Source organism: Paraburkholderia rhynchosiae (genome assembly GCF_002879865.1).
Taxonomy (GTDB): Bacteria; Pseudomonadota; Gammaproteobacteria; order Burkholderiales; family Burkholderiaceae; genus Paraburkholderia; species Paraburkholderia rhynchosiae.
In genome coordinates, this window is record NZ_PNXY01000019.1 from 13,105 (window position 1) to 39,889 (window position 26,785).

General features: G+C 59.9%; 25 protein-coding genes. 9 read left to right on the forward strand and 16 right to left on the reverse strand.

Features of this window, described 5'->3' with window-relative positions; genetic code table 11:
- Positions 1-2: 2 nt before the first annotated feature.
- Positions 3-473 (reverse strand): PaaI family thioesterase, encoded by a 471-nt coding sequence (locus tag C0Z16_RS23840; protein WP_102634534.1) that lies wholly within the window; start codon positions 471-473, stop codon positions 3-5.
- 132 nt (positions 474-605) lie between these two features.
- Between C0Z16_RS23840 and C0Z16_RS23845 the strand changes: the two genes are divergently transcribed.
- Entirely contained in the window at positions 606-1,757 is a 1,152-nt protein-coding gene (locus tag C0Z16_RS23845) for an NADH:flavin oxidoreductase (protein WP_102634535.1), read from the forward strand.
- Positions 1,758-1,865: 108 nt separating this feature from the next.
- On the opposite strand, the gene C0Z16_RS23850 is transcribed toward C0Z16_RS23845, so the two are convergent.
- The 3 genes from C0Z16_RS23850 to C0Z16_RS23860 all read right to left on the reverse strand — a co-directional run bounded on the left by C0Z16_RS23850 (position 1,866) and on the right by C0Z16_RS23860 (position 4,730).
- Positions 1,866-2,552, reverse strand: a complete 687-nt coding sequence (locus C0Z16_RS23850; protein ID WP_102634536.1) for an SDR family NAD(P)-dependent oxidoreductase — start codon at positions 2,550-2,552, stop codon at positions 1,866-1,868.
- A 48-nt stretch (positions 2,553-2,600) separates the two neighbouring features.
- A complete protein-coding gene (locus C0Z16_RS23855) occupies positions 2,601-3,395 on the reverse strand; it encodes an enoyl-CoA hydratase/isomerase family protein (RefSeq protein ID WP_102634537.1) in 795 nt (264 codons plus the stop codon).
- A gap of 138 nt (positions 3,396-3,533) precedes the next feature.
- On the reverse strand, positions 3,534-4,730 hold the full coding sequence (locus C0Z16_RS23860) for an amidohydrolase family protein (RefSeq protein ID WP_102634538.1): 1,197 nt from the start codon (positions 4,728-4,730) through the stop codon (positions 3,534-3,536).
- Between the two features lie 239 nt (positions 4,731-4,969).
- Between C0Z16_RS23860 and C0Z16_RS23865 the strand changes: the two genes are divergently transcribed.
- A complete protein-coding gene (locus tag C0Z16_RS23865) occupies positions 4,970-6,448 on the forward strand; it encodes an MFS transporter (protein ID WP_244201331.1) in 1,479 nt (492 codons plus the stop codon).
- Positions 6,449-6,510: 62 nt separating this feature from the next.
- Here the strand turns inward: C0Z16_RS23865 and C0Z16_RS23870 are convergent, their stop codons facing one another.
- Positions 6,511-7,308: an IclR family transcriptional regulator gene (locus C0Z16_RS23870; RefSeq protein ID WP_102634539.1), complete on the reverse strand. Its 798-nt coding sequence runs from the start codon at positions 7,306-7,308 to the stop codon at positions 6,511-6,513.
- A gap of 238 nt (positions 7,309-7,546) precedes the next feature.
- Between C0Z16_RS23870 and C0Z16_RS23875 the strand changes: the two genes are divergently transcribed.
- On the forward strand, positions 7,547-8,305 hold the full coding sequence (locus C0Z16_RS23875) for an SDR family NAD(P)-dependent oxidoreductase (protein ID WP_102634540.1): 759 nt from the start codon (positions 7,547-7,549) through the stop codon (positions 8,303-8,305).
- Between the two features lie 217 nt (positions 8,306-8,522).
- Here C0Z16_RS23875 and C0Z16_RS23880 read toward each other — a convergent pair whose 3' ends face one another.
- The gene (locus C0Z16_RS23880) at positions 8,523-9,764 is read right to left on the reverse strand and encodes a CaiB/BaiF CoA transferase family protein (protein WP_102634643.1); all 1,242 of its coding nucleotides are present in this window, start codon (positions 9,762-9,764) and stop codon (positions 8,523-8,525) included.
- A gap of 139 nt (positions 9,765-9,903) precedes the next feature.
- Entirely contained in the window at positions 9,904-10,698 is a 795-nt protein-coding gene (locus tag C0Z16_RS23885) for a crotonase/enoyl-CoA hydratase family protein (protein ID WP_102634541.1), read from the reverse strand.
- 238 nt (positions 10,699-10,936) lie between these two features.
- Here C0Z16_RS23885 and C0Z16_RS23890 point away from each other — a divergent pair, with 238 nt between their 5' ends.
- The 5 genes from C0Z16_RS23890 to C0Z16_RS23910 all read left to right on the forward strand — a co-directional run bounded on the left by C0Z16_RS23890 (position 10,937) and on the right by C0Z16_RS23910 (position 16,508).
- The gene (locus tag C0Z16_RS23890) at positions 10,937-11,713 is read left to right on the forward strand and encodes an enoyl-CoA hydratase (RefSeq protein ID WP_102634542.1); all 777 of its coding nucleotides are present in this window, start codon (positions 10,937-10,939) and stop codon (positions 11,711-11,713) included.
- Positions 11,714-11,816: 103 nt separating this feature from the next.
- Entirely contained in the window at positions 11,817-12,803 is a 987-nt protein-coding gene (locus tag C0Z16_RS23895; RefSeq protein WP_102634543.1) for an NAD(P)H-dependent flavin oxidoreductase, read from the forward strand.
- The gene (locus C0Z16_RS23900) at positions 12,800-13,969 is read left to right on the forward strand and encodes a CaiB/BaiF CoA transferase family protein (protein ID WP_102634544.1); all 1,170 of its coding nucleotides are present in this window, start codon (positions 12,800-12,802) and stop codon (positions 13,967-13,969) included. The genes C0Z16_RS23895 and C0Z16_RS23900 overlap by 4 nt, the downstream gene beginning before the upstream one ends.
- 4 nt (positions 13,970-13,973) lie before the next feature.
- Positions 13,974-15,233 carry an acetyl-CoA hydrolase/transferase family protein gene (locus C0Z16_RS23905; RefSeq protein ID WP_102634545.1) on the forward strand — a complete coding sequence of 420 codons (1,260 nt, stop codon included), beginning with the start codon at positions 13,974-13,976 and terminating at the stop codon, positions 15,231-15,233.
- 78 nt (positions 15,234-15,311) lie between these two features.
- Complete coding sequence (locus tag C0Z16_RS23910) at positions 15,312-16,508, forward strand: acetyl-CoA C-acetyltransferase (protein WP_102634546.1); 1,197 nt, start codon at positions 15,312-15,314, stop codon at positions 16,506-16,508.
- A 22-nt stretch (positions 16,509-16,530) separates the two neighbouring features.
- Here the strand turns inward: C0Z16_RS23910 and C0Z16_RS23915 are convergent, their stop codons facing one another.
- The 3 genes from C0Z16_RS23915 to C0Z16_RS23925 are packed head-to-tail and all read right to left on the reverse strand — an operon-like array spanning position 16,531 to position 18,821.
- Complete coding sequence (locus C0Z16_RS23915) at positions 16,531-17,388, reverse strand: enoyl-CoA hydratase/isomerase family protein (RefSeq protein ID WP_102634644.1); 858 nt, start codon at positions 17,386-17,388, stop codon at positions 16,531-16,533.
- Between the two features lie 35 nt (positions 17,389-17,423).
- On the reverse strand, positions 17,424-17,588 hold the full coding sequence (locus C0Z16_RS23920) for a rubredoxin (protein ID WP_102634547.1): 165 nt from the start codon (positions 17,586-17,588) through the stop codon (positions 17,424-17,426).
- Positions 17,589-17,618: 30 nt separating this feature from the next.
- The gene (locus tag C0Z16_RS23925; protein WP_102634548.1) at positions 17,619-18,821 is read right to left on the reverse strand and encodes a cytochrome P450; all 1,203 of its coding nucleotides are present in this window, start codon (positions 18,819-18,821) and stop codon (positions 17,619-17,621) included.
- A 146-nt stretch (positions 18,822-18,967) separates the two neighbouring features.
- Here C0Z16_RS23925 and C0Z16_RS23930 point away from each other — a divergent pair, with 146 nt between their 5' ends.
- Positions 18,968-19,873 (forward strand): SDR family NAD(P)-dependent oxidoreductase, encoded by a 906-nt coding sequence (locus C0Z16_RS23930; RefSeq protein WP_102634645.1) that lies wholly within the window; start codon positions 18,968-18,970, stop codon positions 19,871-19,873.
- Positions 19,874-19,971: 98 nt separating this feature from the next.
- Here C0Z16_RS23930 and C0Z16_RS23935 read toward each other — a convergent pair whose 3' ends face one another.
- The 6 genes from C0Z16_RS23935 to C0Z16_RS23960 all read right to left on the reverse strand — a co-directional run bounded on the left by C0Z16_RS23935 (position 19,972) and on the right by C0Z16_RS23960 (position 26,686).
- Entirely contained in the window at positions 19,972-20,808 is an 837-nt protein-coding gene (locus C0Z16_RS23935) for an HpcH/HpaI aldolase/citrate lyase family protein (protein WP_102634549.1), read from the reverse strand.
- Positions 20,809-20,873: 65 nt separating this feature from the next.
- On the reverse strand, positions 20,874-21,731 hold the full coding sequence (locus tag C0Z16_RS23940; protein ID WP_102634550.1) for an FAS1-like dehydratase domain-containing protein: 858 nt from the start codon (positions 21,729-21,731) through the stop codon (positions 20,874-20,876).
- Between the two features lie 9 nt (positions 21,732-21,740).
- The gene (locus tag C0Z16_RS23945; RefSeq protein WP_102634551.1) at positions 21,741-22,904 is read right to left on the reverse strand and encodes a serine hydrolase domain-containing protein; all 1,164 of its coding nucleotides are present in this window, start codon (positions 22,902-22,904) and stop codon (positions 21,741-21,743) included.
- Positions 22,905-22,950: 46 nt separating this feature from the next.
- Positions 22,951-23,712, reverse strand: coding sequence for an enoyl-CoA hydratase/isomerase family protein (locus C0Z16_RS23950; protein WP_102634552.1), 762 nt, complete (start codon positions 23,710-23,712; stop codon positions 22,951-22,953).
- A complete protein-coding gene (locus tag C0Z16_RS23955) occupies positions 23,709-25,310 on the reverse strand; it encodes a GMC family oxidoreductase (protein WP_102634646.1) in 1,602 nt (533 codons plus the stop codon). Before C0Z16_RS23955 ends, C0Z16_RS23950 begins: the two co-directional genes overlap by 4 nt.
- 131 nt (positions 25,311-25,441) lie before the next feature.
- The gene (locus C0Z16_RS23960; RefSeq protein ID WP_102634553.1) at positions 25,442-26,686 is read right to left on the reverse strand and encodes a cytochrome P450; all 1,245 of its coding nucleotides are present in this window, start codon (positions 26,684-26,686) and stop codon (positions 25,442-25,444) included.
- Positions 26,687-26,785 lie beyond the last annotated feature (99 nt).

The window sequence follows — 26,785 nt, forward strand, 5'->3', positions numbered from 1 at the left end:
CTCTACGCATCCATCTGCCCCATGACCTGGAATTGTGCCGACACTTGAGCAATACGCTGACCGTTCGCCCAGATCAGACAATCTGAAAAGACCACGCGCTTACCGGACCGAAGCACGTCCACATGCGCCTCGACCCAGTCACCGGGCTGAGCGCCACCTAAGAAATTAACTGTCAGATTGGTCGTCAACACCTTGAGTGCGGGTTGGCGCGAATACTTGCTCGCCCATGTGATGGCGGTGTCAGCCAGCATGCAGACCATCCCACCATGCATCATCTGCCCAAGGTTGCGGTGTTTCTCGCGCATGCGCATGCCGACCACATGGCCACGCTCGTTTTTCCTGTACCAGATCGCGCCGACGAGCTCATGGAATGGGCCGAACGTCGGCATCAGCTGAAACCCCTCGGGAATCCGATCGTCGCCATCGTGATCAGCGTGCTCGGCGTGGGCAACGGCAGTGAGGTGGGCTTGCATTGACGTAGTCCTCTGTCGGGTCGATAGGCATCGTCTTTTGATGTCTTTGGGCATGGCACGACGCGCTGTTTCACCATAAAATGTAGCGTATCATTATTCGCACGTAAGTCAACTATACGCACGGAGACAACGGTGATCACAGCACCCCTATTTGCGCCACTGTCGGTCCGCGGAATCACGCTGGCAAATCGCGTCGTGATGTCGCCCATGACACGCGGCTTTTCTCCTGACGGACTGCCTGGGCCCGATGTCGCTTCGTATTATCGGAGGCGCGCTGAGGGCGAGACCGGACTCATCATTACTGAAGGTGTCGGGATCGATCATCCGTCGGCGCTCGGCGAAGCCGGACTCGGTGAGAATTCGATTCCCATGCTGACGGGGCCCGAATCGGTCGAAGCATGGCGCCTCGTGACCGATGCGGTCCACGCAAGCGGAGGTGTGATTTTTCCCCAGTTGTGGCACATGGGTCCGATGAAAGAAGCAAACACCGGACCTGTGCCCGCCGCTGCCCCAATGCGGCCATCTGGCCTATGGGGACCACGGGGAGGCCTGACGTCACTCGACGCCGGCTATCTTGACCGAGTGCAGCCTGCCACCCGACCAATGACCGACGAGGAAATCGCCGACGTCATTGCAGCCTATCGCCGAAGCGCGTCGTATGCAAAAAACGCGGGATTCGACGGAATTGCCCTTCACGGCGGTCACGGCTATCTGGTCGATTCGTTCCTGTGGAGCGAGACCAACCAGCGCACAGATGCGTGGGGTAAAGACCTCGTCGCGAGGAGCCGCTTCGCGGCGGAAGTAGTCCGCGAAATCCGCGCGGAAATCGGCGAAACCATGCCGATAAGTTTTCGCTTTTCGCAGTGGAAACAGCAGGATTTCAAGGCGCGTCTCGCCAGCACGCCCGAAGAGCTCGAACAGATTCTCGCGCCGCTCGCTGACGCCGGCGTCGATATTTTCGAAGCAAGCACACGGTATTTCAACCGCCCGGAGTTCGCAGGCTCCGATATGAACCTTGCCGGCTGGGCAAAGAAGGTGACTGGCAAGCTCTCGATGACCGTAGGCGGCATTGGAATCAATAAGGGCTACTATGATTCCATGGCCGGCGCGGAAACGGTAGCGCAGCCCGACCTTACGCCATTGCTCGATCGCTTCATGCGCAACGAGTTCGATCTGGTCGGCGTGGGCCGGTCATTGCTGCATGACGCTAACTGGACCCGTCGCGCGCGTTTAGGTGAACCCTTCCTCGGGTTCAACACGGATTCACTGGCCCGGTTGATCTGATCCGGGCAGTTCTCGTACGCGAATCTGCCGGCGCCCGCAAGGCTCGGCAGTGCGTCCCTTGCTGCAGTCAAAACATGCCACAGCAAAGGCGCTTCAGTGGCGACTAAGCTACGAGCGCCCGGTAACCGGAATCGATGCGCCGGTCACAGCGGATGCCGCAGGCGTTATGAGAAAGAGAATGACGGCTGCGATGTCTGCCGGCTGCACCCAGCGCGAGAAATCCGCATCGGGCATATCCTTGCGGTTTTGCGGCGTATCGATGACACCCGGAAGGACTGCGTTGACCGTCATCCCGCGATCCTTGACCTCGTCGGCGAGTGCCTCGGTGAAGCGCAACACGCCGGCCTTCGATGCCGCATAGGCGCCCATGCCCGCGCCGGCCCGCAGCGCCGCGCCGGCACCCACATTGACGATGCGTGCGCCCTGCGCTCCATTCGCGAAATGCTCCAACGCCGCTCTCGACGCGGTCACAGACGTGCGCACATTCATCTGATACATCGCATCCCATGTGTCCAGATTGCTGTCCGCCAATGTTTCCCAGCGAAAACCACCGGCCACGTTGATCAATGCGTTCAAAGGTCCGACACGCTCGGCCACTAACGACATGGCCTTGCGTGCGCTGACCAGATCTGTCAGATCGACGCCGCCAAACCGCGATTGCCCGTCCTGGGGGGATACGTCAGGCGCCAGCGCCCGATCCAGCAGTGCAACACTCCAGCCATCGGCTGCGAACGCGTTGCCGACGGCCCGACCAAGCGTTCCAAACCCTCCAGTCACCACCACTACACGTTGCATTGGGCACTCCTGTTAACAAGCTGCGCGCGACAGTGAAGCGAGCACGACTTAGCGGCCTTTGAATACCGGATCACGCTTCTCGCGAAACGCATTCACCGCTTCCTGATGGTCTTCCGTCTGATTCGATAAAGCCTCGTAGGCAATCGACGCATCGAGTATCGAATGGGCAAGTTGTTTCAAACCGATATTGATCGATGTCTTGGTCCACTGAATGGCTTGCGACGCGCCCGTGGCCAGCCGCTTCGCCATGGCATCGACAACCGCATCGAGTTCGTCCGCGGGAACGGCACGATTGATCAATCCGAGACGAGCTGCCTCTTCAGCCCCAAGCAGATCGCCGGTCAACAGGTACTCCTTGGCCTTCGCGTAGCCGATCAATTGCGGCCAGATCACAGCGCCGCCGTCTCCGGCGACGAAACCGACCTTCACATGCGGATCGCCGATTTTCGCGTGGTTCGCTGCATAACTCAGATCAGCGAACAGCGCGATGGTCGCCCCGAGTCCCACTGCATGACCATTGATCTTCGCGATCACCGGCTTCGGACAATCGAGCATCGAGAAGATGATCTTTTTCGCACGCTGCATGCCGGCGAGAAACAACGATTGATCGTCGATGACTTTCTGCATGTGTTCAATATCGCCGCCCGCACTGAATGCGCGGCCCGCGCCGGTGAGCACCACCACCCGCGTTTGCGGATCTTCCGCGACGTCCGCGAAGAGCCGCGACATTTCGATATCCATCTGTTCGTCGAAGGCGTTCAAAGTGTCGGGCCGGTTCAGCGTGACGGTAAGAACGCCACCATCGCGCTCGAGCAGCAACGCCTGATAATCCAGTAAGTTCATGGCTAGCCTGTCCAGAGTGACGCGAACGCGCGGGACGTCGCAAGCTTACCCGCTGTCGCTTCTATCTTTATGGGTCGAACAAAAACCGCTCGAGGCGCGTAAAACACGCGCCTCTTCACTGCCCGGACATCCGGACGATCAGGCCCGGGCCGGGATGAAGCGGCGCCCGTTGTCGTACATAATTTTTTGAGTGTCCACTGCGGACAACGGCTCGCAAGCCTCACGCGCGAAGTCTTTCGGTTCGGGCACGCCTTCTGCATGCGGGTAGTCGGAGCCCATCAGCAGATAGTCCGCCGATCCCGTTTGCGCGACGATCTGCGCGAGGTCATCTTCCGGATACGCTACCACGAAGACGTTCTCCTTGAATATCTGGCTCGGCCGGCTCTTCAGTTGACCGCAAGGCCAGTAGCCGTTTTTCGACATTCCGCGGCATTTGTCCATCTTCACCAGCATCGACGGCACCCATTCAGCGCCATTTTCCGCACTGCACAGTTTTACGTTCGGGAAGCGCTCGAAGAAGTTGTAGAAGATGAACGACGACAGCGTTTCCACCACCGGGCGCTCGCCGTAACCATGCATCCATACGAATGCAGTCTGGCGCTGACGCGATTGCTGCACCGGCTCGCCCCAGACGGCCATGTGGTCCTTCATATAAATCGCTTCGGAAACATGGAACGTGACGCGCACGCCGGCTTCATTGAGAATCGCCCAGTACGGGTCGAAATAGGGATCGGCGGGTGCGCGTCCGCCGAACGGCCCCATTGGCATCAGGATGACACGCACGCCGTTTGCCACGAGCCACTTCGCTTCGGCAACAGCCGAATCGAGATCGTCGAGCGTGACGATCGGCGTGCTGTAGATACGCTCTTTATAGCTGAAACCCCAATCGTCGAGCATCCAGCGGTTGTATGCGTGCAAGACGGCATTAGCGGCAACCGGTTCGCTCAAGTACGAGATGCATGCAACCATTTCGCCAACATACATCGTGCAGGCCTCGACACCGAACTCGTCCATCTTCTTCAGACGCGCGTCGCGATTGAACATGTCAGGCGTGGGCTGAACCCGCATTTCAACGTTATCCTTGCCGTCCTTCATGGCCCGCAGCCATTCGTGGAGTTTCCCCGGCGGCGGTACGAGTCCTTCCGCCGAAGTGTAGCCTTCGCTGATCTCGACCTTGCGATCGCCGACGTACATGCAGCGATTGCCTTCGGGAGTCACACGGCTTGTGAACCCCCAGTCTTTCTTGAATTTTTCCGGCAGATAGCGGCTGAACGCATCCTCCACTTCATAGAAGTGTGTGTCGGCGTCGTAGATCTTTCCCTGGTAAGTCTGCATGAAGAAGTCTCCTGTTTATAGAACGAGCGATGAGAGCCGTGCCGTTCAATGAAGTATCGGCGCACGCAGTCGACGTACAAACCTCCATATCGAAACGAGAAATCGTGATACCGGATCGATATCGGGAAGAACGATCCTGCCAGCGCCATGGCCGCTCGATCATTCCGCGCAACAACCATTATGCGTACACCGTTCAACTATGGGATGATAGAAAAGACTCAATCCAAGGGAGACGCCTCATGCACGCCGATGCAACGCCGCAATCGTTACCGCGAGCGCCCCTTACCGGGGGCACGCGGCGCTGGTTCATGGTTGCAGTGCTGATGTCGGCAGTCGCGGCATCGTCAGGCATTACGGTGATCTATACGATGCTCGTCACCCTCTACCGGGTATTTCCGGGGTCGGCCTCGGTGGGTTGGACAGTCACCGCCTACTGGCTCGGGGCAGCAATCTTTGCGGCGATCTGTGGGCGGCTTGGCGATCTGCTCGGCTACCGGCGAGTCCTGCTCATTGTGCTGGTTGTCGCGGCCGCAGGGGGCGCGGTGGCGGCGTGCGCACAAAGCATCGCCGTGTTGATCGCCGGCTGCGCCATGCAGTCCATCGCATCCGGCATCACGCCGCTTTCCATGGGACTCGTCCGGGAAAACCTGTCCTCCCGACAAATACCGTCTGCCGTTGGATTGATCAGCGCCGCAGGGATGGTGTCGGCCGGATTGATCTATATTTGCGCCGGCGTTGTGGTCGACCACTACTCGTGGCAGGGCGGCTTCTGGCTCAAAGTGGCTTTGTGTGCGCTCACGATCACAGCGGTGCGTCTATGGGTGCCGCAATCGTCGTGCAGGGCCAGCGAAAGAATCAACTTCGTGCGAGGCCTCGCCTTCGCACCGGCGTTATGTGCAATTCTGTTCGCCGTTCAGCAGATCCACGCATGGGGACTCATGGACCCGCGTATCTGGGGCATCCTGATAGCGAGCCTGGTGGTGCTGTGGCTTTGGGCAAGAGATCAGCGCCGCGTGACGAATCCGCTTATCGACATCCGCATTCTGGCGAAACGCCAGGTGATTCTCGCCAACGTCTGCATGATGTGTATCGCCATCGGCGCGATGCAACTCGGTCAGGTCTTTTCCCTGCTATTACAGCAACCAGCCTGGACGCATGCCGGCTTCGGGCTGACCGCAACTCAGGCTGGACTACTGATGTTCACCATCAACTCCGTCGCGATGATTGCGAGTCCGTGGAGTGGACGCATCGCCGCTCGCTACGAAGCGCGTCGTGCCGCATTGATCGGCATGGGAATGCTAGTGATGTCGTGGACCGGCCTGATCGTGCTTCGCAGCAATTTATTGCTGTTCGTTCCAGGCGCAATGCTCTGCTCCTTTGGTCTCGCCTTCGCGCACACCGCTGTCTACAACCTGATTATCGAGGCCTCGCCCGCCGAACAGACCGGCGAAGCGACGGGTCTGCTCTACGTATTTTTTTCTTGTTTTTTCGCGGTCGGTGCCCAGGCGGTATTCACGTTGCTGCAGGGCGCATCCGTGAACGAAGGAGGTGCGTCGTTTCCAGCTGCGCAAAGCTACGTTGCAGTGTTTGCGTATGTGGCAGGCAGTGCGCTGGCGGGACTGGCCATTGCCTACGTGTTGCCGCGCCGCCGCGGACCGGGCCGTCAGTCCCGCGCCCTCGATAGCGCACGCGTAAGTGGCCCGGCACGGGTTCGGTAAGTGCTCGAGTGGAATTGGCGGCCGCAACACGAATCCGCCAAAGACATCACGCGCGAGCCTGGCTACTCCTCGTCGTTCGCTCCGCTCAATGCGGAGGCGCGTTGCGCAACGGCGAGCATATGTTCCTCCAGACTCTTTCGTTGCCGGTCGAACCGCTCCAAAGGCGCGCCGACCGCCATTGCCGCAATCACATTGCCGTTGGGTCCGAAAATCGGTGCCGACAACCCTGCCGAGTCAGGCAGCAGTTCTCCGCGGCTGATCGACAATCCCGTCTCCACGATGCTTTGTAGCTGCTCGCGCAAAACCTTCTTGTTGACTGTGGTTTGTTCCGTGTGCCGCTCGAGCTTGACCGTGCGAAGATACTCGGCAAGAAACTCTTCGGACTGGTAAGCCAGCAGAACGCGCCCGGCGGCCGTGCAATACAGCGGGCGACGCATCCCGACGATCATCGAATATCGAACGGACTGTGCACTTTCAATGACGTCGACATACGTGATGACCTTTTGCTCTGCATCGAGCACGCCGATATAGACCGTTTCGTGAGTGCGCTCGGACAACTCGACAAGAAACGGACGCAGCATCTTCGAAAAATTCCATACCGCCATGACGTTCGCGGAAAGCCGGAAAATAGACGGTCCCAGCCGGTAGCGGCCGACGTCGTGCATAAGAAACCCCTCCGCTACAAGGGGTCGCAGCAAGTTGAGCAAGCTGCTTTTCGGCGACTCCAACGCAACGTTTAGTTCAGCCAGCGACATTCCATCCGGCGCTTTGGCCAGTACGTCGAACAGTCCGAGCAGGCGGGTCAGCGAACGCGGTCCGGTGACATCTCTGTCTGCCGACGCCAGGATTTCTTTCGACATATCACTCCCTTCCATTTAATTTGGGTCCATTATAAATGAACCATTCACATAGTCTCACGTCGGACGCGGGTTTAGCACAGTTTACTGTCCAGGACCGAAATAATTATGGACCGGCCCTGGCTCGACGTACTATATAATTGAACGACGTTCACAAAACTGCCAAACGTGTGACGGGCAAGCCGGTTCGACCTGCACAGTGAGCGCATATTCAATCGATACGAGACTAAGGAGTTCGTTCATGAGTGGACTACAAGACCGGGTTGCCATCGTAACGGGCGGGGGCCAGGGGCTAGGGCTTGGCATAGCACGTGCATTGGCAATGGACGGCACGAACCTCGTTTTGACTGGGCGCACCGAAGCGAAGCTTCGCAACGCGCAAAACACACTTGAGGCGCTGGGCGTTCGGGTGCTCGTGGTGCCTGGCGATACGCGCAGGCGCGCAGACGCAGAAAATGCAGTCGCCCTTGCCATCGAGCATTTTGGGCGTATCGACGCGCTTGTCAATAACGCGCAAAGCAGCACTCCGGGCGTGCCTCTGGAAGATGTCACCGATGAAAACTGGCGCGAGACGCTCGAATCGGGCCTTTATGGCACGCTGTACTTCATGCAGGCTGTCTTGCCACACATGAAGCGGCAGCAAGGTGGCAGGATCGTTAACTTCGCGTCGCGCACAGGTATCGAAGGCACGCAGGGCTTCGCGCCATACGCCGCTGCCAAGGAAGGCATTCGCGGCTTGTCGCGGGTCGCCGCCCGCGAATGGGGCGCTCATGGCGTCACGATTAACGTGGTGTGCCCCGCTGCACTGACCCCCTCTGCCGACGCCTATCTGGAGGCAAATCCCACCGAGCGCGCGCGCTATCTGTCCGAGATCGCAGTGGGCCGTTTCGGCGACCCCGAGAAAGATATTGGACGTGTAGTTGCATTCCTATGTAGCGAGAGTGCAGGTTATGTCACGGGTCAGACTATCAATGTCGATGGCGGGCAATCGATGCTTTAGAGCTACGCAAGCTAATTGATAGCCTGCAACAGCCTTTGAATCGCAGCGGGGTTGCATGCAAAACGCAAAGCCGCTCCCTTACACAGAGTTCTCCTCCATCGGACTTCGCGAGAGTGCGATGAGTTTGGCCCCGACTTCTTGCGGGAAGTCGGGGCCATTTTTTTTGGAGTTGCTCAGTCTCGCCGACAGCGCTTGCTGACGGCGTCAGACGTTGGACCTAAATGATCTTGCGCTCACGCAACGCGTGGATATCCGCAGGCGACATTTCCAACAGTTCGCTCAGCACCGAATCGGTATGCTGACCGAGCGTAGGAGGAGCGGTATAAGAATCGATCGGCGTACCTGACATTTTCACCGGATTGGCGACCATCTTCACTGCGTCGTCCGACAGCGGATGCGAGGCTTCCACGCACATGCCTCGCGCCTGAACGTGCGGATCGGCGAAGACCTCTTGCAGATTGTTGATCGGGCCTGCCGGGACGCCCGCGGCGTCCAGCGCAACCAGCAACTCGTTGCTCTGCCATTGCGCGATCAGCGGCTCGAACACCTCTCCGAGTGCCCGGCGGTTCCTCACCCGTAGCGCGATTTCGCAAAAACGCGAATCGGTGGCGAGTTCCGGACGACCCAACACCTGACACAGCCGCGCATACTGTTCGTTATTGCCGGCGACAATCATGATGTCACGGTCCGCGCATCGGAACATGCGTGAGGGCATGCCGCCGTTACCCTCGGTTCCGCGTCGGATCGGGATTTCACCGGATACCAGATACTGGCTGGCATAGTGCGAGGTCGCGGCGATCATTGAATCCAGTAGGGACAGGTCGATGTACTGCCCCTCTCCACCCGGCGCGCCGCCGGCGTCGCGCCGATAGAGCGCCGCCACGATCGCTGACGCCGCGTATTGCCCACAAATGATATCCGCGAGACTGGGTCCGGTCTTCATCGGGCCACCACCCGGGACGTCGTCGCCATTGCCCGTGATGCTCATCAGGCCGCCCATTGCCTGAAAAATCGAATCGTAGCCCGGACGCGGACTGTAGGGCCCCGTCTGGCCAAAGCCCGTGATCGAACAGTAGACGAGACGCGGATTGACCGTCTTGAGACTCTCATAGTCCAGGCCATATCGTTTCAGGTCCCCAACCTTGTAGTTCTCCAGTAGCACATCGCATTTAGCCGCAAGCGATCGGATCAGTGCCTGCCCTTCGGACGTCGCAATGTCGCAGGTGATGGACTTCTTGCCTCGGTTCGCGCTGATAAAGAAAGTCGATTCGCGCGTGTCGTTACCATTCCGGTCCTTCAGGAACGGAGGACCGAACTGCCGCGAGTCATCGCCCTTGCCCGGACGTTCGACTTTAATCACATCGGCTCCTAGGTCCGCCAGCATCTGCGCGCCCCATGGTCCCGCAAGGATGCGGCTCAGATCTAGCACACGAATCCCCGACAACGCACCGTTCTTCATATCGAATCGTTCCATTGAATTCATTCCAGACACGACGCCGGCAGTAGCTGCCTAGTAGCTGCCTGATAGCTGCCTGATAGAACTTCTAACGCATGAAAGCCCGTTCATCCACGCCCAATGTATCGTGCAGGTAGTTTCGCTAGCATCCGCTAAATCGGGCAGCACGCTTTTCGACAAACGACTGGACACCCTCTTTGGCATCTTCCGTGTTGTAGAGAAACTGCTGGGTCGCCTGAACCTTGGAATAGGCATCTTGCCAGCCCGAGCCTAACGATAACCGCGCATTTGCCATGGTCGCCTGCACGGCCAAGGGTGCCTGCGCGGCAATGCGTTCCGCGATCTCCAGCGCCTGCTTAAATTCCTCGCCCGCGGGCACGACTTCCTGAACGAAATTCATACGATAAGCTTCCTGCGCCGTGAATTCGTCACCCGTCAGCAGGATTTTCATTGCGTTGCCCCACCCCGCGCGATCCACCATCCGTATCGTCGCGCCGCAGCCGGCCATGATCCCGCGCTTGACTTCAAGCTGCGAAAAGCGGCAATTATCTGCAGCCACTGCCACTTCCGATGCCAGCATCAGCTCAACCGCCACCGTGAAGCAGATTCCCTTCAGCGCAATCACGACGGGCTTCTTGCGCAGTGGTTCGCGCAGATTGAACGGGTCGACCTCGCCGACGGGAAGTAGCGGTTTACCCTCACGGCGCAGCGGCGCGATCTTCGGCATGTCGAGGCCCGCCGTGAAGTGATCGCCCTCTGCATGGAGCAGTCCACAGAAAATGTCGGGACTCGTTTCGAGAAGCGTATACGCCCTGGCCAGTTCCTCGAACATTTTGGGGGTAAAGCCATTGCGTTTTTCCGGACGGTCAATGCCGATCAACAGAACATGGCCGCGCTGCTCCACGCGAATTTGCCCGTCCTCATGGCGTGTCGTCATTCTCTGCCTCCTTGCGTCTTTTGATGGAGCGCCGACCCGAAGCTCAATTGACAAAGCCTCGCCGCGCATTCAGAATTATAAACATCGTTCAGTTTACGGACAAGCCTGATTCACCTAAGCGTCGGCGGTTCGGTACGTCGATGCAGCCGAACAAGGGGACGCGCAGAGCCACCGCGTCGCGTCCCGGCAGTCAGCAAGGTGGCGTATGTGTTCGTTGGTATTCATGCAAGGAAGACTTATGGGCTACGAAACGATCATCGTTGAAACGCGCGGCGCAGTCGGCTTGGTCAAGCTTAACCGACCGCAGGCGTACAACGCGCTGAGCAACCTCCTGATGGACGAGTTGACCGCCGCGCTCGACGGATTCGAAGCTGACGAAGCGATCGGTGCGATCGTGCTGACCGGCAATGAGAAGGCGTTTGCCGCGGGCGCCGATATCAAGATGATGAGCGACTGGACCTACATGGACGTATTCAAAAGACAGTTCATTACGTCCAACTGGGAGCGCACCGCGCGCTGCCGGAAGCCGGTTATCGCCGCGGTGGCTGGCCTCGCATTGGGCGGCGGTTGCGAACTCGCAATGATGTGCGACTTCATTCTCGCTGCCGACAATGCCCGCTTCGCATTGCCTGAAATTACGCTGGCGACAATTCCAGGCGCAGGCGGAACCCAACGTCTCACTCGCGCACTCGGTAAATCGAAGGCCATGGAGATGATCCTGACGGGCCGCAAGATGGACGCCATCGAAGCCGAACGCTGTGGCCTCGTCAGTCGCGTTGTGCCTGTCGGCGAGTTGCTCGACGAAGCGTTGAAGACGGCGCAAGCGATCGGCGGATTTTCGCAACCCGTGGTTGCGATGGCGAAGGAATGCGTGAATCGCGCGTACGAATCGAGTCTCGCCGAAGGCATCCTGTTTGAACGACGCATGGCTTATGCGACTTTTGCAACGGAAGACCGCAAGGAAGGCATGGCCGCATTCGCGGAAAAGCGCAAGCCCGTGTTCAACAATCGCTGAAAACCATACGCGGTTCTGAACGCACCCTTTGTGCGAATCGGTTAAGGCCCGTGCTTCGATCGACTCCTTACCAACCAGTCATCCGCCCAGACGGCTCAGGATCATGAATTCCAGGAAAAATCGCATCACCGAACTGCTTGGCATCGATTACCCGATCGTCCAGGGTGGCATGCGTTGGGTGGCTCGCGCGGAACTCGCGGCGGCAGTCGGCAATGCTGGCGGACTCGGCTTCATTTCCGCCCACACGCATGCGACCGCGGATGCGCTGGCTCAAGAAATCGACAAGGTGCGAACGCTCACCGACAAGCCGTTCGGCGTGAACTTGACCGTGCTCGGCAGCAACGCCGGGCTCGACTACGAGGGCTATGTGCGCACGATCGTCGAGCGGGGCGTGTCAGTCGTCGAAACCGCCGGCAGCAACCCCGCGAAGTACATCGCCATGTTCAAGGCAAGCGGGGTCAAGGTCGTGCATAAGTGCGTGACTGTGCGGCACGCGCTGAAAGCCGAATCGCTTGGCGCAGATGCGGTCAGTATCGACGGCTTCGAATGCGCGGGGCATCCCGGGGAAGACGATATTCCCGGGCTCATCCTGATCCCCGCCGCTGCTGACAAGTTGAAGATTCCGCTGCTCGCGTCGGGTGGATTCGCCGACGGCCGAGGCCTGATGGCTGCGCTCGCGCTCGGCGCGGACGGCATCAACATGGGCACGCGCTTCATGCTTACGCAGGAGTCGCATGTCCATGCGGCAATCAAGCAGCGCCTGCTGGAAGCGACCGAGCGCGATACGCTGCTGGTCGGACGCACGCTCGGCGACTCGAGCCGCGTGATAAAAAACAGCGTCAGCCTCGCGGCCGTCGAACTGGAGCGTGCCGGCGGTATCACGCACGCCGATCTGTATGCACTGACCGGAGCAGATCGCTGGATGGACGCCTTTGCAAGCGGCGACACCGAAGGCGGTGCGTTTCCGGCCGGGATGGTGACTGGCCTGATCCACGATTTGCCGACCTGTGCCGAACTGATCGCGAGAATCATGCGGCAGGCGGCTGACATCGCGCAGCGTGGCTTTCCCTTCGAGTTCCCTGCAGCATGAAGCTCGCCGGGGTTCGCGTCGTCGATCTGTCGCAATTCATGCCTGGGCCGATGCTCGCGTCAAACCTTGCCGATCATGGCGCCGACGTCGTCAAGATAGAACCGCTGACCGGAGATGCGGCGCGCGGTTCGTTAGAGTCGGACAGCGAGTTTTTCGTCGCGCTCAATCGCGGCAAGCGAAGCATCGCGCTCGATCTGAAACATGCCGATGGGCGCGCGATCGCGCTGAGACTGATCGACAACGCAGACATCGTGATCGAATCGTCTCGGCCCGGAGTCGCGGCGCGTCTTGGCATCGATTACGACACCGTGAGCCATACGAATCCCCGCCTCGTTTACTGCTCGTTGACCGCTTTCGGTCAAACCGGCCCGCTTTCGCACGTGCCGGCACATGACCCTGTCATACAGGCCTTCGCGGGAACGCTGCCGCGCGACGAACGCGGTGCGCCGGTCACGTCGGGTGCATCGCTTGCCGCGCTGGCCGGTTCATTAACGGCCTTGTCCGCAGTGCTGATGGCGTTGTTGCATGCACGCGAAACGGGCCATGGCGACTTCATCGATATATCGCTTTACGATGCGGCGCTGACGGCACAACCACATCTGAGCGGCCACGCGCTCAACCCTGCGAACGGGGACAACATTGACGCTCCGCATGGCGGCAACGCGATCGCACTGCTCGCTGCATACCGGACAGCCGATTCGCAATGGCTTTGCCTCGGCGGACGCGAACTCGACTTCGCAACCAACCTGCTGACGCCCCTCGGCCGCCCCGACCTGATCCCCGTCGCAGTGGGGCCGGCAGGCAAAGCGCAGGCCGGCCTGCGCGCGTTCCTCAGCGAAGTTTTCCTGACGCGCACGCTGACCGAATGGCTCGAATGGCTGGAAGGACGCCGCGTCAGTTTCGCACCCGTGCTGTCGCTGCGTGAGGCGCTCTCGCATCCACAGGCTCGCGCCCGTCAGATGGTGAAAATGGACGCGGCCGGCCGACGGCACATAGCAAGCGCGATCCGGTTCCAACGCGATCCTGCAGAACCGGCACTGTCGATTCCAGCCATCGGCGAGCATACGGTAGAGATTCTCGGGACACTGGGTTATACCGCCGAACACATCGCCGCGCTGGACAATGCGGGCGCCGTCCGTATGCAGCACCCCAGAACCGGGGCGTAAGGTCATGCCCTCGCTCCTGCAGCCGGCCACGATCGAGTTCGCGTCCATCGTTCGTCCCGGCGACACGGTCATGTGGGGCCAGGCAAACGCCGAACCGGTGCCGTTGACGCAGGCTCTCATCGGCCAGCGCCAGCAAATCGGTCGTTTCCGTATATTCCTCGGGGCGAGCACCACCGACACCTGCCAGCCGGTCCACGCCGACTGCATCGATTTCGTCTCGTACTGCGGAGCCGGCGCGAACCGGGAACTGGCACGCGCGGGCGCACTCGATGTGCTGCCGTGCCACTACTCGCAGTTTCCGCAAATGATCCGCTCGGGCGCACTCAAGGTAGACGTGCTGCTGCTGCAACTCGCGCCGCCCGACGCCGACGGCCGCTACAGTCTGTCGATAGCGCACGAGTACCTGATCCCCGCACTCGATACCGCCCGAGTGATCGTCGCCGAGATCAACGAACAGGCACCCTGGACATACGGCGAGCGTTATCTGCGCGACGACGACCTCGATTTCATTCTGCCGACCTCGCGCGCGCCACTCGAAAATGCGCCCGCCAAGGCAGGCGATGTCGAACTGGCAATAGCCGGCCATATCGCCGGCTGGATAGAAGACGGCTCGACGCTTCAGTTCGGTCTCGGTGCGATTCCCGAAGCCGTGCTTGCGCGTCTGTCGGACCGGCGAAACCTGGGTGTCCACTCCGGCACGATCGGCGACAAGGTTGCCGATCTGATGGATGCCGGCGTCATCAACAATGCGCTAAAAAACGTTGACCGAGGCGTGACGGTAGCAGGCGTCATGATGGGCAGCCACCGCATTCACGAGTTCGCGCATCGCAATCGCAAGGTGCAATTCCGCTCGACAAGCTATACGCACGATGCCGACGTACTAGCCCGCATCGACCGCTTCGTTGCAATCAATTCGGCACTCGAAGTCGATCTCAGTGGGCAGGTCAATGCCGAAGTCGCCGGCGGCAGATATGTTGGCGCCGTTGGCGGCGCTCTCGACTTTCTGCGCGGAGCACGGCTCGCCAGAGGCGGGCTGCCGGTGATCGCCCTGCCTTCGACGGCAGCCAAAGGCGTGAGCCGGATTGTGTCGGCACTGAGTGGCCCGGTCAGTACGCCGCGAAGCGACGCCGGCATCATCGTGACCGAATATGGTGTCGCCGATTTGCGGGGACTCGGTCTGAAGCAGCGACGCCAGCGCCTTCTGGCAATCGCTCATCCTGACTATCGGGCCACGCTCGAACAATCCACCAGTGGCTCCGGTTAACTCGCGTGACGCCAACAGCAGCCACCGGCCAGACGTGATGTCCAGGCAGCAACTTCCATACAGTTCGAAGAGAATCCTATGAAACGCGCAGCGATTGTCTCTCCAGTACGAACGCCGGTCGGCACTTTCGGCGGCAGTTTGCGCAGCGTGCCGGTCGAAGAACTCGGCGCTCTGGTCACCAAAGAGGTCTTGAAGCGCAGCGGGCTCGATGCCGCTCGCATCGACGACGTAGTGTTCGCGCAGTCTTACGCCAATAGCGAAACGCCGTGCGTCGGGCGCTGGATCGCGTTGCAGGCGGGCCTGCCGGTCGAGGTACCGGGCATGCAACTGGACCGCCGCTGCGGCGGCGGACTCCAGGCGCTCGCTACCGCTGCCATGATGGTTCAGACTGGCGCCGCCGATGTCGTACTCGCAGGCGGAGTCGAGAGCATGAGCAATATCGAGTACTACAGCACCGACATGCGTTGGGGCGCACGTGCGGGCTCCGTGCAGTTTCACGATCGCCTCGCGCGCGGCCGCGAACGCTCACAGCCGGAGGAACGCTTCGGCCACATCTCGGGCATGATCGAAACCGCTGAGAACCTTGCAAACGACTACCACATCAGCCGGGAGCAGGCAGACGAGTATGCGGTGCGTAGCCATCGGCGTGCAGCCGAAGCATGGGCGTCGGGCCGCATGGCTGATGAAACCGTTGCGATCTCCGTCCCGCAGAAAAAAGGCGCCCCGCTGCTCTTTGGCAAAGACGAAGGCTTCCGCGAAGACGCCAGCATGGAGAGCCTCGGTAAGCTGCGCACGTTAATACCCGGAGGCACCGTCACGGCAGGAAATTCGAGCCAGCAAAACGATGCGGCAGCAGCCTGTCTTGTGGTCAGTGAAGACAAGCTCGAAGCGCTGGGCCTGGAGCCGATGGCCTGGTTCAACGGCTGGGCCGCAGCGGGTTGCGAGCCGTCACGTATGGGCATAGGTCCCGTCGCCGCCGTTCAGAAGCTGATGACGCGCACCGGGTTGTCAATCGATCAGATGGATCTGGTCGAACTGAACGAAGCATTCGCCTGCCAGGTGCTTGCCGTGCTCAAGGGATGGGAATGGAACGATCCGGACCGCTTGAACGTCAACGGGTCCGGCATCTCGCTGGGTCATCCGATTGGCGCGACAGGTGTTCGGATGATGACTACCCTGCTCTTCGAGTTGCAACGTCGCAAAGGCCGCTATGGTCTTGAGGCGATGTGCATTGGTGGGGGCCAAGGTCTGGCCGCTCTGTTCGAGCGGGCCTGAACCGCGCTTGACGGTGCCCGTCTCACTTTCGATTGAGAAATCGCTCGCGTTGAATGCGCACTTCGTCTGAAGCCATCAACGCGTCGTAAATGGCACGCGCCGTTCTCATCCCCGCTTCGAAGTCGACGCATTCGACAGCAGCGCCGATTGCCGCAAGCGCCTGAGCACGCACGGCGCTTCCAGGCTCTTGCCCGATGAGATGCGCGCGTGCCTCTTCAAGCACCTCTGCAGTCTGATTTATAGCAACCGGGAGATGGCGGATCAGCGGCAGCGAAACATCATTGCGTTCGATCAGGGCGTGCGCCAGTTGCATAGCGGAGGCCAAGGCCTGACCGTGTCCGACGATCTGATCGAACAATGCGGTTCCCGCAAACGCCGACGCGGGCTCCATGCGAGCCGACAGAATCATATCGATGGCGCGTCGAAGGTCCAACGCTCGCGGCATGCGTTGTGTACCCGACAGCGGAATGGTGCCAAGTCCGACTTCCGGCAGACCGACCCTGGTGTCCGCCTCGACGACGCGATAGTGACACACCAGCGCCGTCTCCAGCCCGCCACCTATCGCCATGCCATGTATGGCGGCAATGACAGGTTTGTTCATCGACTCGATCATCGGATGAACATGAATCGACAGTCCGGGGGGCGTGGCCGCCGCAGGCGTCCCGAACTCGCGGATATCTCCCCCCGCGCAAAAGCCTTTGCCACGGCCGGTCAGGACGACAGCCCGCGCGTTCTCATCCGCTCGAGCCTGTGCAAACGCTCGCAACAAACCCGATCGCACCGCAACGCTTAATGCATTGACCGGCGCCGAGTCGATCGTGATCGTTGCAACGCCGTTTATACAGGCGTAGCGCACGGGATCGGTGTCGATATTGGCCATTACCGGCGGCATCCGATGTTAGCCACGGCGCCGAATCAAACCTCGATCATGACGAAGTCGATCTTTCCCGCACCGCATTCGGGGCAGGTCCAGTCGTCCGGAATGTCAGCCCAACGCGTACCAGGGGGAAAACCTTCAGCCGGGAGCCCGACCGCTTCATCATAGAAGAAGCCACAGAAGATACATTGCCACTGTTTCATAGTTGTCGATCTGCTATTCATTGAAGAGACTCACGTTCCGACTTTCCAGGTCAGCGGCAGATACAGCATGCCGTTCACCGCGCCCGAGCCACACCGTGGCTTGTCACCCTCACGAATACTGAAATCGGGAATGCGCTTTAACCACTCCTGCAAAAATACTTTGATCTCAGTGCGCGCGAGAAACGATCCGGGGCACCGATGCGGCCCATTTCCGAATGCCGCGTGCAGCACCGGCTTGCGGGTCAGGTCGACATCGAGCGGATTGGCGAACTTGCGATCATCCAAGCCGAACAACGAGTTGGGCAACTGGATCTGATCGCCTTTCTTCAGCATCACACCCTTGTAATCCAGGTCTTCAGTGACGACTCTCGCCGTATTCGCTACGCCAAACCGGCGAATCAGTTCGTCAACAGATGAAACCATCAGTTCAGGATGCTCGATGAGTTGCCGCCGGTGGCCCGGATTTTCTGCCAGAAAACGGGCCACGAAACCCATGAGAGAGGCAACAGTATCAAGGCCGCCGAAAAGCACGACGATGAACATACCGAACATGCGCTCGGGGCGCATCGGCTCGCCGTCGATCTTTCCATTCGCAATCAGGCTGACTAGATCAGCGCCCGAATTGGCCTGTCGGTCAGCCACCCACTTCGAGATGTAGCCGCCGAGCAGATTCTGCGATTCGAGCCGCTCATCGAGCGTGCCACGCACCGCCATCTCAGCCCATTCGAGCAGCCGTTCGCGATCATCGAGCGGAAGATCCGCAAGGCGCAGAAAAATGACAATGGGCAAGATCTTTGCGAACTCGGAAACGAACTCGCATTCGCCACGCGGCGCGAGCTTTTCAATCAGCTCCACTGCCAGGTTTCGTGCATCCTCTTCGACGGACGCGATGGCTTTCGGCAGAAACGAAGGCGAAATCAGATTCCGGTAAGCGGTATGCTCAGGCGGATCGAGTTCAAGAGGTACGAGCTGTGTCTGCTCCAATGACGGAATATTGACGCTGCGGTGTGAGAAATGCGTATGGTCCTTCTGCATCGCCTCGATGTCTTCGCCACGCGTGGCGATCCAGTGTCCCCCATAGTACGGAGACCAGACTATGTCGGGGCCCTGGTGCAAAGCTTTCCATGCGAGATGAACGTCGTCGGAGGCGCCCATCGGATTCATATAATCAAAATCCACCACCAGCTCACGCGGCACGTGGTCCGGCACGCTCCAGCTCTCTGGATAACTCATTTGCGGTCTCCTTGCGGCTCGAACCCAAGTCGCGTTGTGTTGTGTCGTGTCGTGTTGCGTCGCGTTCATAATATGCAACGACGTTCAGTTTTGTTATTATAGGCGGACTAACTTTCTACATCAACGCCTAACGAATGGAGACGACGGTGAGCGATATCGTGAAGGATAAGGTTGTGGTCGTAACGGGAGCCGGAGCCGGCATCGGGCGCGACTTCGCGCTCCAGTTCGCGGCGGCTGGCGCGAAGGTAGTGGTCAACGATCTGGGGCGGCACGCGGAGAGCGGCGAGTTCGCGGCGGAGCGAGTCGTGGCGGAAATCAAGGAAGCGGGTGGCGAGGCAGTGGCCGCTACCGATAGCGTCGCTGAATGGGACTCGGCACAAAAGATCGTGCAGGCCGCGCTGGACACTTTCGGGCGGATCGATTGCGTGGTCAACAACGCGGGTATCGTGCGCGACCGGATGTTCTTCAACATGAGCCCGGAAGAATGGAAGGCAGTCGTGGACGTACATCTGAACGGCTCGTTTTTTGTGGCAAGAGCTGCAGCGCCGCACTTCAAAGCGCAGAACGGCGGCAGCTACGTTCACATGACATCCACCTCCGGTCTGATCGGCAATATTGGCCAGGCCAACTACTCGGCCGCCAAAATGGGAGTCGTGGGTCTATCGAAATCGATCGCGCTCGACATGGCGAAATTCAATGTGCGATCGAACTGCATTGCCCCTTGGGCATGGACTGCGATGACCGCTTCGATTCCGTCCGAAACGCCGGAACAGAAAGCCCGTGTCGAGATCATGAAGAAGATGGAGTCGCGCAAGGTCGCGCCGCTCGCTGTATATCTGGCCTCTGACCGCGCGGCAAAGGTATCGGGGCAGATTTTCGGTGTTCGAGCGAACGAAATCTATTTCTTCAATCAGATCCGGATGGTGCGCTCTCTGCACCGCGACGCCGGCTGGACGCCGGAGTCGATTGCCGATCAGGTTATGCCGGCGTTCGAATCGAGCTTCTTCCCGAACGTGCCGTCCCTCACACTGACGCCCTGGGACCCGGTTTAAATCGAAATTTTGGCGTATTCATCGGCGCTGCGCTCTTGAGCTTTAAGGGGAGTTTCGGCGAATTGCTCCTCGCCCTGGCAGCGCCGGCTGCGTTAGCTCTAGTCGCGGCCCACCGGTTGTTTGCGAACCATCGCTAACTGGCGCTGGGCCTTAAGCAGCACCGGTAAATCCACCATCCGGCCATTCACCGAGACCGCTCCCCCGCCCGCACGCGCGAACGCATCGACCACCTCGCGCGCCTGCGCGAGATCGCCTTCACTTGGGCTGAAAGCGGCGTTGACAAGCGGAATCTGCTTCGGATGAATGCAAAGCTTGCCGCCGAAACCGAGACCTCGCGCGTTCGATGAATCGCTTGCAAGTTGGTCCATGTCATCGAGTGCGACGGTTACTCCATCCACTGGCGGCAACAAACCAGCGACGCGCGACGCGAGGACGATCCGCGAGCGCGCATAGAGCAGCGCGTCCCAGGAACCGCAGCAGTCCAGATCGAGTTCAAAATCGACCGAGCCGAATACAAGGCGCTCCACACCAGGCATCTTCGCGACCTCGAGTACCTGCCACACGCCTAGCGCTGATTCGATGATCGGCAAAACCGGTTTCGCGGTCGCACGTGCGACGGCTTCGAGGAACGACGGGTTTTCCGCCTTCGGCAGTACGATGCCGTCGATACCGTCCATACTGTCGATACCGTCCCGCGCAAGCAACGCCAGGTCACCCTCAAACCACGGAGTCCCGAAGCCGTTGATGCGCAGCAACACACGCGTAGACGCTGCGCCAAACGCCGCCACCGCATCGGCGACATGTCGACGAGCCTCCTCCTTGTCGGCTTCGCCAACCGCATCTTCAAGATCCACAATCACTGCATCGGCGCCAGAAGCCAATGCCTTGGCGAAACGCTCGGGCCGGATAGCTGGTACGAAGAGAAAAGAGCGCATAACGCCTCGGGAAAGTAGAAAGTTACGTGCGAAAGTAATAGCGTGTACGCCGTGTGAACACCCGGTCAGGCGAGCACCGCATTGGCTTCCATCCGCAACGTACCGTCGTTGCCGGCGATCCACAACCACACCGTCTTCCCTTGGTCTCCGTCAGTTTGCCCACAGACGAAGAACGGAGCTGTATCGATTACCGGGCTCACTGCACGAAACGAATAAGCCTTGACGGTCGCCTCCGGCATTTCGCGGTGCAACAGATCGAGCAGCAACGTGGCCAGCAGCGGGCCATGCACGACGAGTCCCGAGTAGCGTTCCTGCTCGACCGCATACGTCCGGTCGTAGTGGATGCGATGGCCGTTCAATGTCAGCGCTGAATAGCGAAACAGCAAAACCGGGTCTGGATGAATCTCACGCTTCCATTGCGCGCTCTCCGGTGCCGGCCTTGGTATCGGCAGCGCTTCGCTAGCGGCGGGATGATCCCGATAGACGATGTCCTGACGCTCCGTGATCGCCACGCCTGAGGCATCACTGATCTCATGCAACACCTTGACGAACACGAGATCGCCACTGCGGCCGTTTTTGTAGGTCACGTCTTCGATCGTCGACAATCGAGTGATGTTGTCCCCTGCTTGCAAGCGCCGCGAAAAGAGGAGCTGACTGCCTGCCCACATCCGTCGGGGCAACTCGACCGGCGGCAGGAATCCGCCGCGCTTGGGATGACCGTCCGGCCCCACGAGCGACTGTCGGTGAACAGGCAGAAAATAGAGCCAGTGCCATACAGGCGGCAACGCAGCGCCTTGCGCAAAGGCCTGGCTGTCGTGGTCGAGCGCTGCGGAAAGCGCGTTCATCGGCGCGAGCGTAACCGTGTCCAGGACAGTCTCGCTCTTGCCGATCCATTGCTGCAGAAAAGTGAGATTAATTGGCATCACAAGAACCTAAACCAGATTCAAAGCCTGACGTATCGCCTGTGCAATAGGCAGCAAAGGATCTTCGTCCGGCGAAGAAGGGTTGAAGAGTTTGTTGTGGCAGATCGCAACCGCAAGGCCGGTGTCAGGATCGGCCCAACCGATAGAATTTCCCTGCCCTGGATGACACAACGCGCGCGGCGACTGGACGGCAGTCACGGGTGGGTACATCCCGCCGAACCAGAAGCCACCGATGGTGATCGGAATCGGAAATCCGAACATAACCGGGTCGGGTTCCTCGCTATTCGCGCGAGGCGTCTTCAAGGTCGCGACAAGTTCCTTCGAGAGCAGTCGCACTCCGTCGATTTCGCCGCCGCCTGCCAGCATCGCCCAGAAGCGGGCTTCGCTTCGCGCGTTGAATATGCCTCCCACGCCGGCTACCTCTGCGCGGCGCACGTCGGGCCGTTCGAATACCGTTGGGTTCAACGCAACCTGCTCCGGCATGGAGGCGAGGAAAAGCGGAGGCAAATATTCAGGCGGCACCGGCACCATTGCATCCGTGAGCTTTGCAATGCGCGGCTCGACTGCATCCGGGATGCCAATCCACAAGTCGGCGATGCCTAACGGCTGGGCAATTTCTTCGCGCACGAATCGCCCCAGCGAGCGCCCTTGCGGATCGGCCCGCCTAACCAGTTCACCGACGATCCATCCGAACGTCATCGACAGATAGAGCGTCTTCGTACCCGGTTCCGCCAACGGCTCGAGGTCGGCAATCGCGGCTGTCATCCAGGTCCAGTCGCACATCAGCTCGGGCGTCACGCCTGCTGGCATCTGCGGCACGCACGCGCGATGCGTCAACACGTCTCGAATCGTTGTGCGCGCCTTGCCACGTGCCGCATATTCCGGCCAGTACCGCGCGACAGGTGCGTCGTAGTCGATGTGCCCGCGATCGGCCAGGACGTGCAAGGCGGTCGCTGCAACGGCCTTGGTCACGGAATAGACGTTGAAAAGCGTATCGCCGTCCACGAGGCGTCCCGTAGCCGGATCGGCCACACCGCTCCATGCGTCGATCACCAGCTTGCCGTTCAGATACGCCGCGACCTGTACGCCGATCTCGCCGCCTTCGCGAGTCGCATGGTCCAGCGCCCGCTGCACGATCTCCGCGCGGTTCGACTCTTGCACCGAATTATTCACGGCGTGTCTCCTTGGTCAAAGATTTCGTGGCCTCATGCCGCAACGTTTAAACCGCTGCAGCGATACCAGCCAATCCCTCGAGCGCGAGTCCATAGCCGAGTTCGTCGACCATGCGGCGCTTAAAAGGCTGGGAAAAAACACTGCGCGTATAACGCAGCGTGTCGATAGGCTTCGCAGCGAGTTCTCTTGCCAGCTCCCAGGCGCGTTCGAGCAGGCGCTCGGCAGCAAGCACTTCGCTGACGACACCCAGTTCGAGCGCTTGCTGCGCGGACAGATGCTGGCCAGTTAGCAGAAAGTATCGACTGCGGTTGGGACCGAGCAACATCGGCCACACAATCTGAACACCGTCCGCCGGCACGACGCCATGTACGAAATGCGCACTGTCAGCAATGTCTGCGTGGCCTGCGGCCAGCACGATATCTGACAATGCAAGCAGTTCCGCGTGAATGTGCGCGGGACCGTTGATCGCGCCGATTACAGGCACCGGAATATCGAGCAGTTGCATAAGGAGGTCCAGCCCCTCACGCTGTAGCCGCGGCCAGAACTTCGCCAGCGGCTCTGACGGCAACTCCGCGTAATTCATACTGTCGCAGAAGACATCGCCCGTACCTGTGAAGATGACGACCCGGTTATCAAGGTCGCGCGCCACCTGGTAGAACGCCTCGCCAAGCTGCGTATGGATGCTTCCGTCCAGCGCGCCCCATTTGAGAGGGCCGCCATCGGTATGCAGCTGGATCAGAAGAATGCCATCGCGTCTGTCGAAGCGAATGTTTGCATATCGGTCGCGATACGCGTCGAGCCGGGTCATCGTGCATCCTCCAGAATCAGATCGGCAGCCCGCCACGCCATTGCCATCATCGGGCCGTTGGTATTGCCGGAGATCATCGTCGGCGTAGCAGACAGATCCATCACGCGCAGGCCGTCGACGCCACGAACGCGCAGCCGTGAATCGAGTACTGCAAGGCTGTCCGTGCCCATCTTGCAAGTACCGCAAGCGTGATAACCCGACTGGCCTTCGCGCCGGTACAGGTCGAGAATTTCGTCGTCGGATTGAATGGCGGAACCGGGCCGCGTCTCGCTATCTAGCAGGCTCGCCAACGGCTCTGCGGCAAAGACTTCGCGCATCAACCGGAATGCGTTGACGGCCATACGCCGATCGTAGGGATCGGCAAGATAGTTGCCCGTCACCTCGGGCGGCGCAGTGCGATCGGCGGAAATAATCCTCACGTGGCCCTGGCTCTCGGGCCTGAGCGGATAGCTGAACAGTTGCATGCCCGGGAACGATTCGAAACCGTAGCCGGCGTCAGCGAAATCCAGTGAGTACGGTGCCATCATCAGTTGCACGTCAGGCCGCGTTGCATCGGGCGCAGTTTTGACGAAGCCACCCACCTGATACGAACCGAGGGCCATGACGCCGCTATGGAACAGAAAATACCGCAGCGCGTTGCGCCACAAACGCACTCCGGAGAACTCCCGGTTCTGCGAATCGCGCCATTGCTTGAGACGTGCCTGAGCCATATAAAGCAGGTGTTCGCGCAGGTTCCGGCCCACTCCGGGGCTCTCCGCGACCACAGGGATGCCCAGCGACTGCAAATGCTGCGCGTCGCCCACACCCGACAATTGCAATAGCCGCGGCGACTCCAGCGCGCCCGCTGAAAGCACAACCTCGCCTCGTGCCCTGTACGCGGTGTCGACACCGCCTCGTTGACATTGCACGCCAACAGCACGCGTGCCCTTGAATATGATGCGGCTGACTTCAGTACCTGTGACTACCGTCAGGTTCCTGCGCTTCCTCGCGGGCTTGAGAAACGCTTCTGCCGAACTCTGCCGTCGTCCGTTGTGGATCGTGTAGGTCAAGTACGCGACGCCTTCGTGATCGAGCCGGTTGATGTCCTCGACGCGCCGCACGCCAAGCGACCGGCACGCCTCGAGGACTGCTTCGCCGAGACGGTTGCGTTGCGCGTACAGCGACACCTTCAGCGGACCGCCTACGCCGCGTAGTTCATCGGCGCCGAGCGCATGATCTTCGATGCGCTTGAAGCACGGCGCCAGATCTTGCCAGCTCCAGCCGTCGACTCCCTGCGCGGCCCAACCGTCGTAGTCTCCCGGATGGCCACGCATGTAGACCATGCCATTGATGCTGCTTGAGCCGCCAAGCATCTTGCCGCGCAACCAGACCTCGTTTCTATGTCCGTTGCCGGTGTCCGGTTGCACAGGAATGAACCATGCGTGAGCAGGATCGCCAAGCAATTTTCCGAACCCCTTTGGCATCCTGATCAACGGATTGGTGTCCTCCGGACCCGCTTCTATTAACAAAACGTCATGACGTCCGCTCTCTGACAAGCGGTTGGCCAGCACGCATCCGGCTGCCCCTGCCCCCACGACGATATAGTCGAACTCGATCATCAGTTCAGTCTCCGACGGCATCTCTAACGGTCACGCCTCGCGGTTTACCAGCGCTCCTGGCCGCCTGTTGTTGTGTCTGTAGCGCCAGGACCTGGAAGCATTTGCTTGCTGGCCCCTTACGCCCTTGGTGCTCAGTCGAATACGACCGGAATCGAATGCGGCACGCGCATCATGATTCCATTGATCAGCGGAGCAGGTGCCGCCGGATCGAGGCGCAGATCAGGCAACCGGTCAAGGATCGCGTTGAGCGCACGCGTCATCTCGACACGCGCCAAATGCTGGCCGATGCAGACGTGCGGCCCATACGCGAAAGCGAAATGCCGATGCGTGCTCGTGCGGAAAATATCGAATCGGTCGGGGTCTGCGAAACGATCTGGATCTCGATTGGCACCGCCTGCCACCACGTCGAGGAATGCCCCCGCGGGAATATCGACGCCTCCCAATGTCACATCGCGTGCCGCCATGCGCGATTGCATCAAAACCGGTCCATCCCAGCGCAGCGCCTCTTCAATCGCGCGCGGCACCAGTGTGCGGTCGGCGCGCACGGCGTCGAGTTGCTCGGGATGCCGCAACAAGCCAAGCAACAATACGCTCGTCGCACGGTAGGTCGTATCGCCGCCTGCGTTCACCAATTGCCGCAGGAACGAAATGACGACCTCTTCGGGCAAGCGTTCGCCGTCGACCTCAGCCGTCGCGAGCATACTGACGAGGTCATCTCCTGGGCTCTCCCGACGTTGCGCGACGAGTTGCGCAAAGTACTTGCCGAGCTTGGTGGAGGCTTCGACCCCGTGCTCGATATCGACGGAAACGAGGGTCTGTGCGATAGCGAGCTTGTGAAATACCTTGACGTCCTCCGGCGGCAGCGCCAACTGACGGTAGATGATGTTGAACGGGTAATGAAGTGTGAATTCCTGCACGAGGTCGGCATGGCCTCGGTCGACAAATTTCTCCATCAGGTCGTTCACGACCGGGTCGACCAGCGTCTCACCCCATGCGGCCACCGTATTGGGCAGGAAAGCCTTCTGGAAAATCCGCCGGTACCTCGGATGCTCCGGAGCATCCATGGTCGAAATGCTACGACCAAAACTGATGCCGATATTGCGTTCGTAGGACCGGTTCGAAAAGGTCGCCGGGTCGCCCAACACTTGCGCAACCTCGGCATAGCCAAACACACAATAATGCTCGACGTCGGACATGGTCAGATCGGCAGGCGTTCCCATGAGCACCCGATAATCTCCCTTCTGGACGGAACCTTGTTCGCGTAACTCGGCAATGCGTCGATAAGGATCGACATCAGCGCCGTAGGCCAACGAATCCTCGAAGAAGGGATTGAACGCCGGATCGTCGAAATCCTGAAGTCTGATGTGATTGCCCATGATGCCGTCTCCTGTCATTGAGGTTATAGGGACACGAAAAACTCGCGCACAAGCCCTCCAAGCGCAGTGCTACTATGTGAACTATGTTCGAATTTGCAC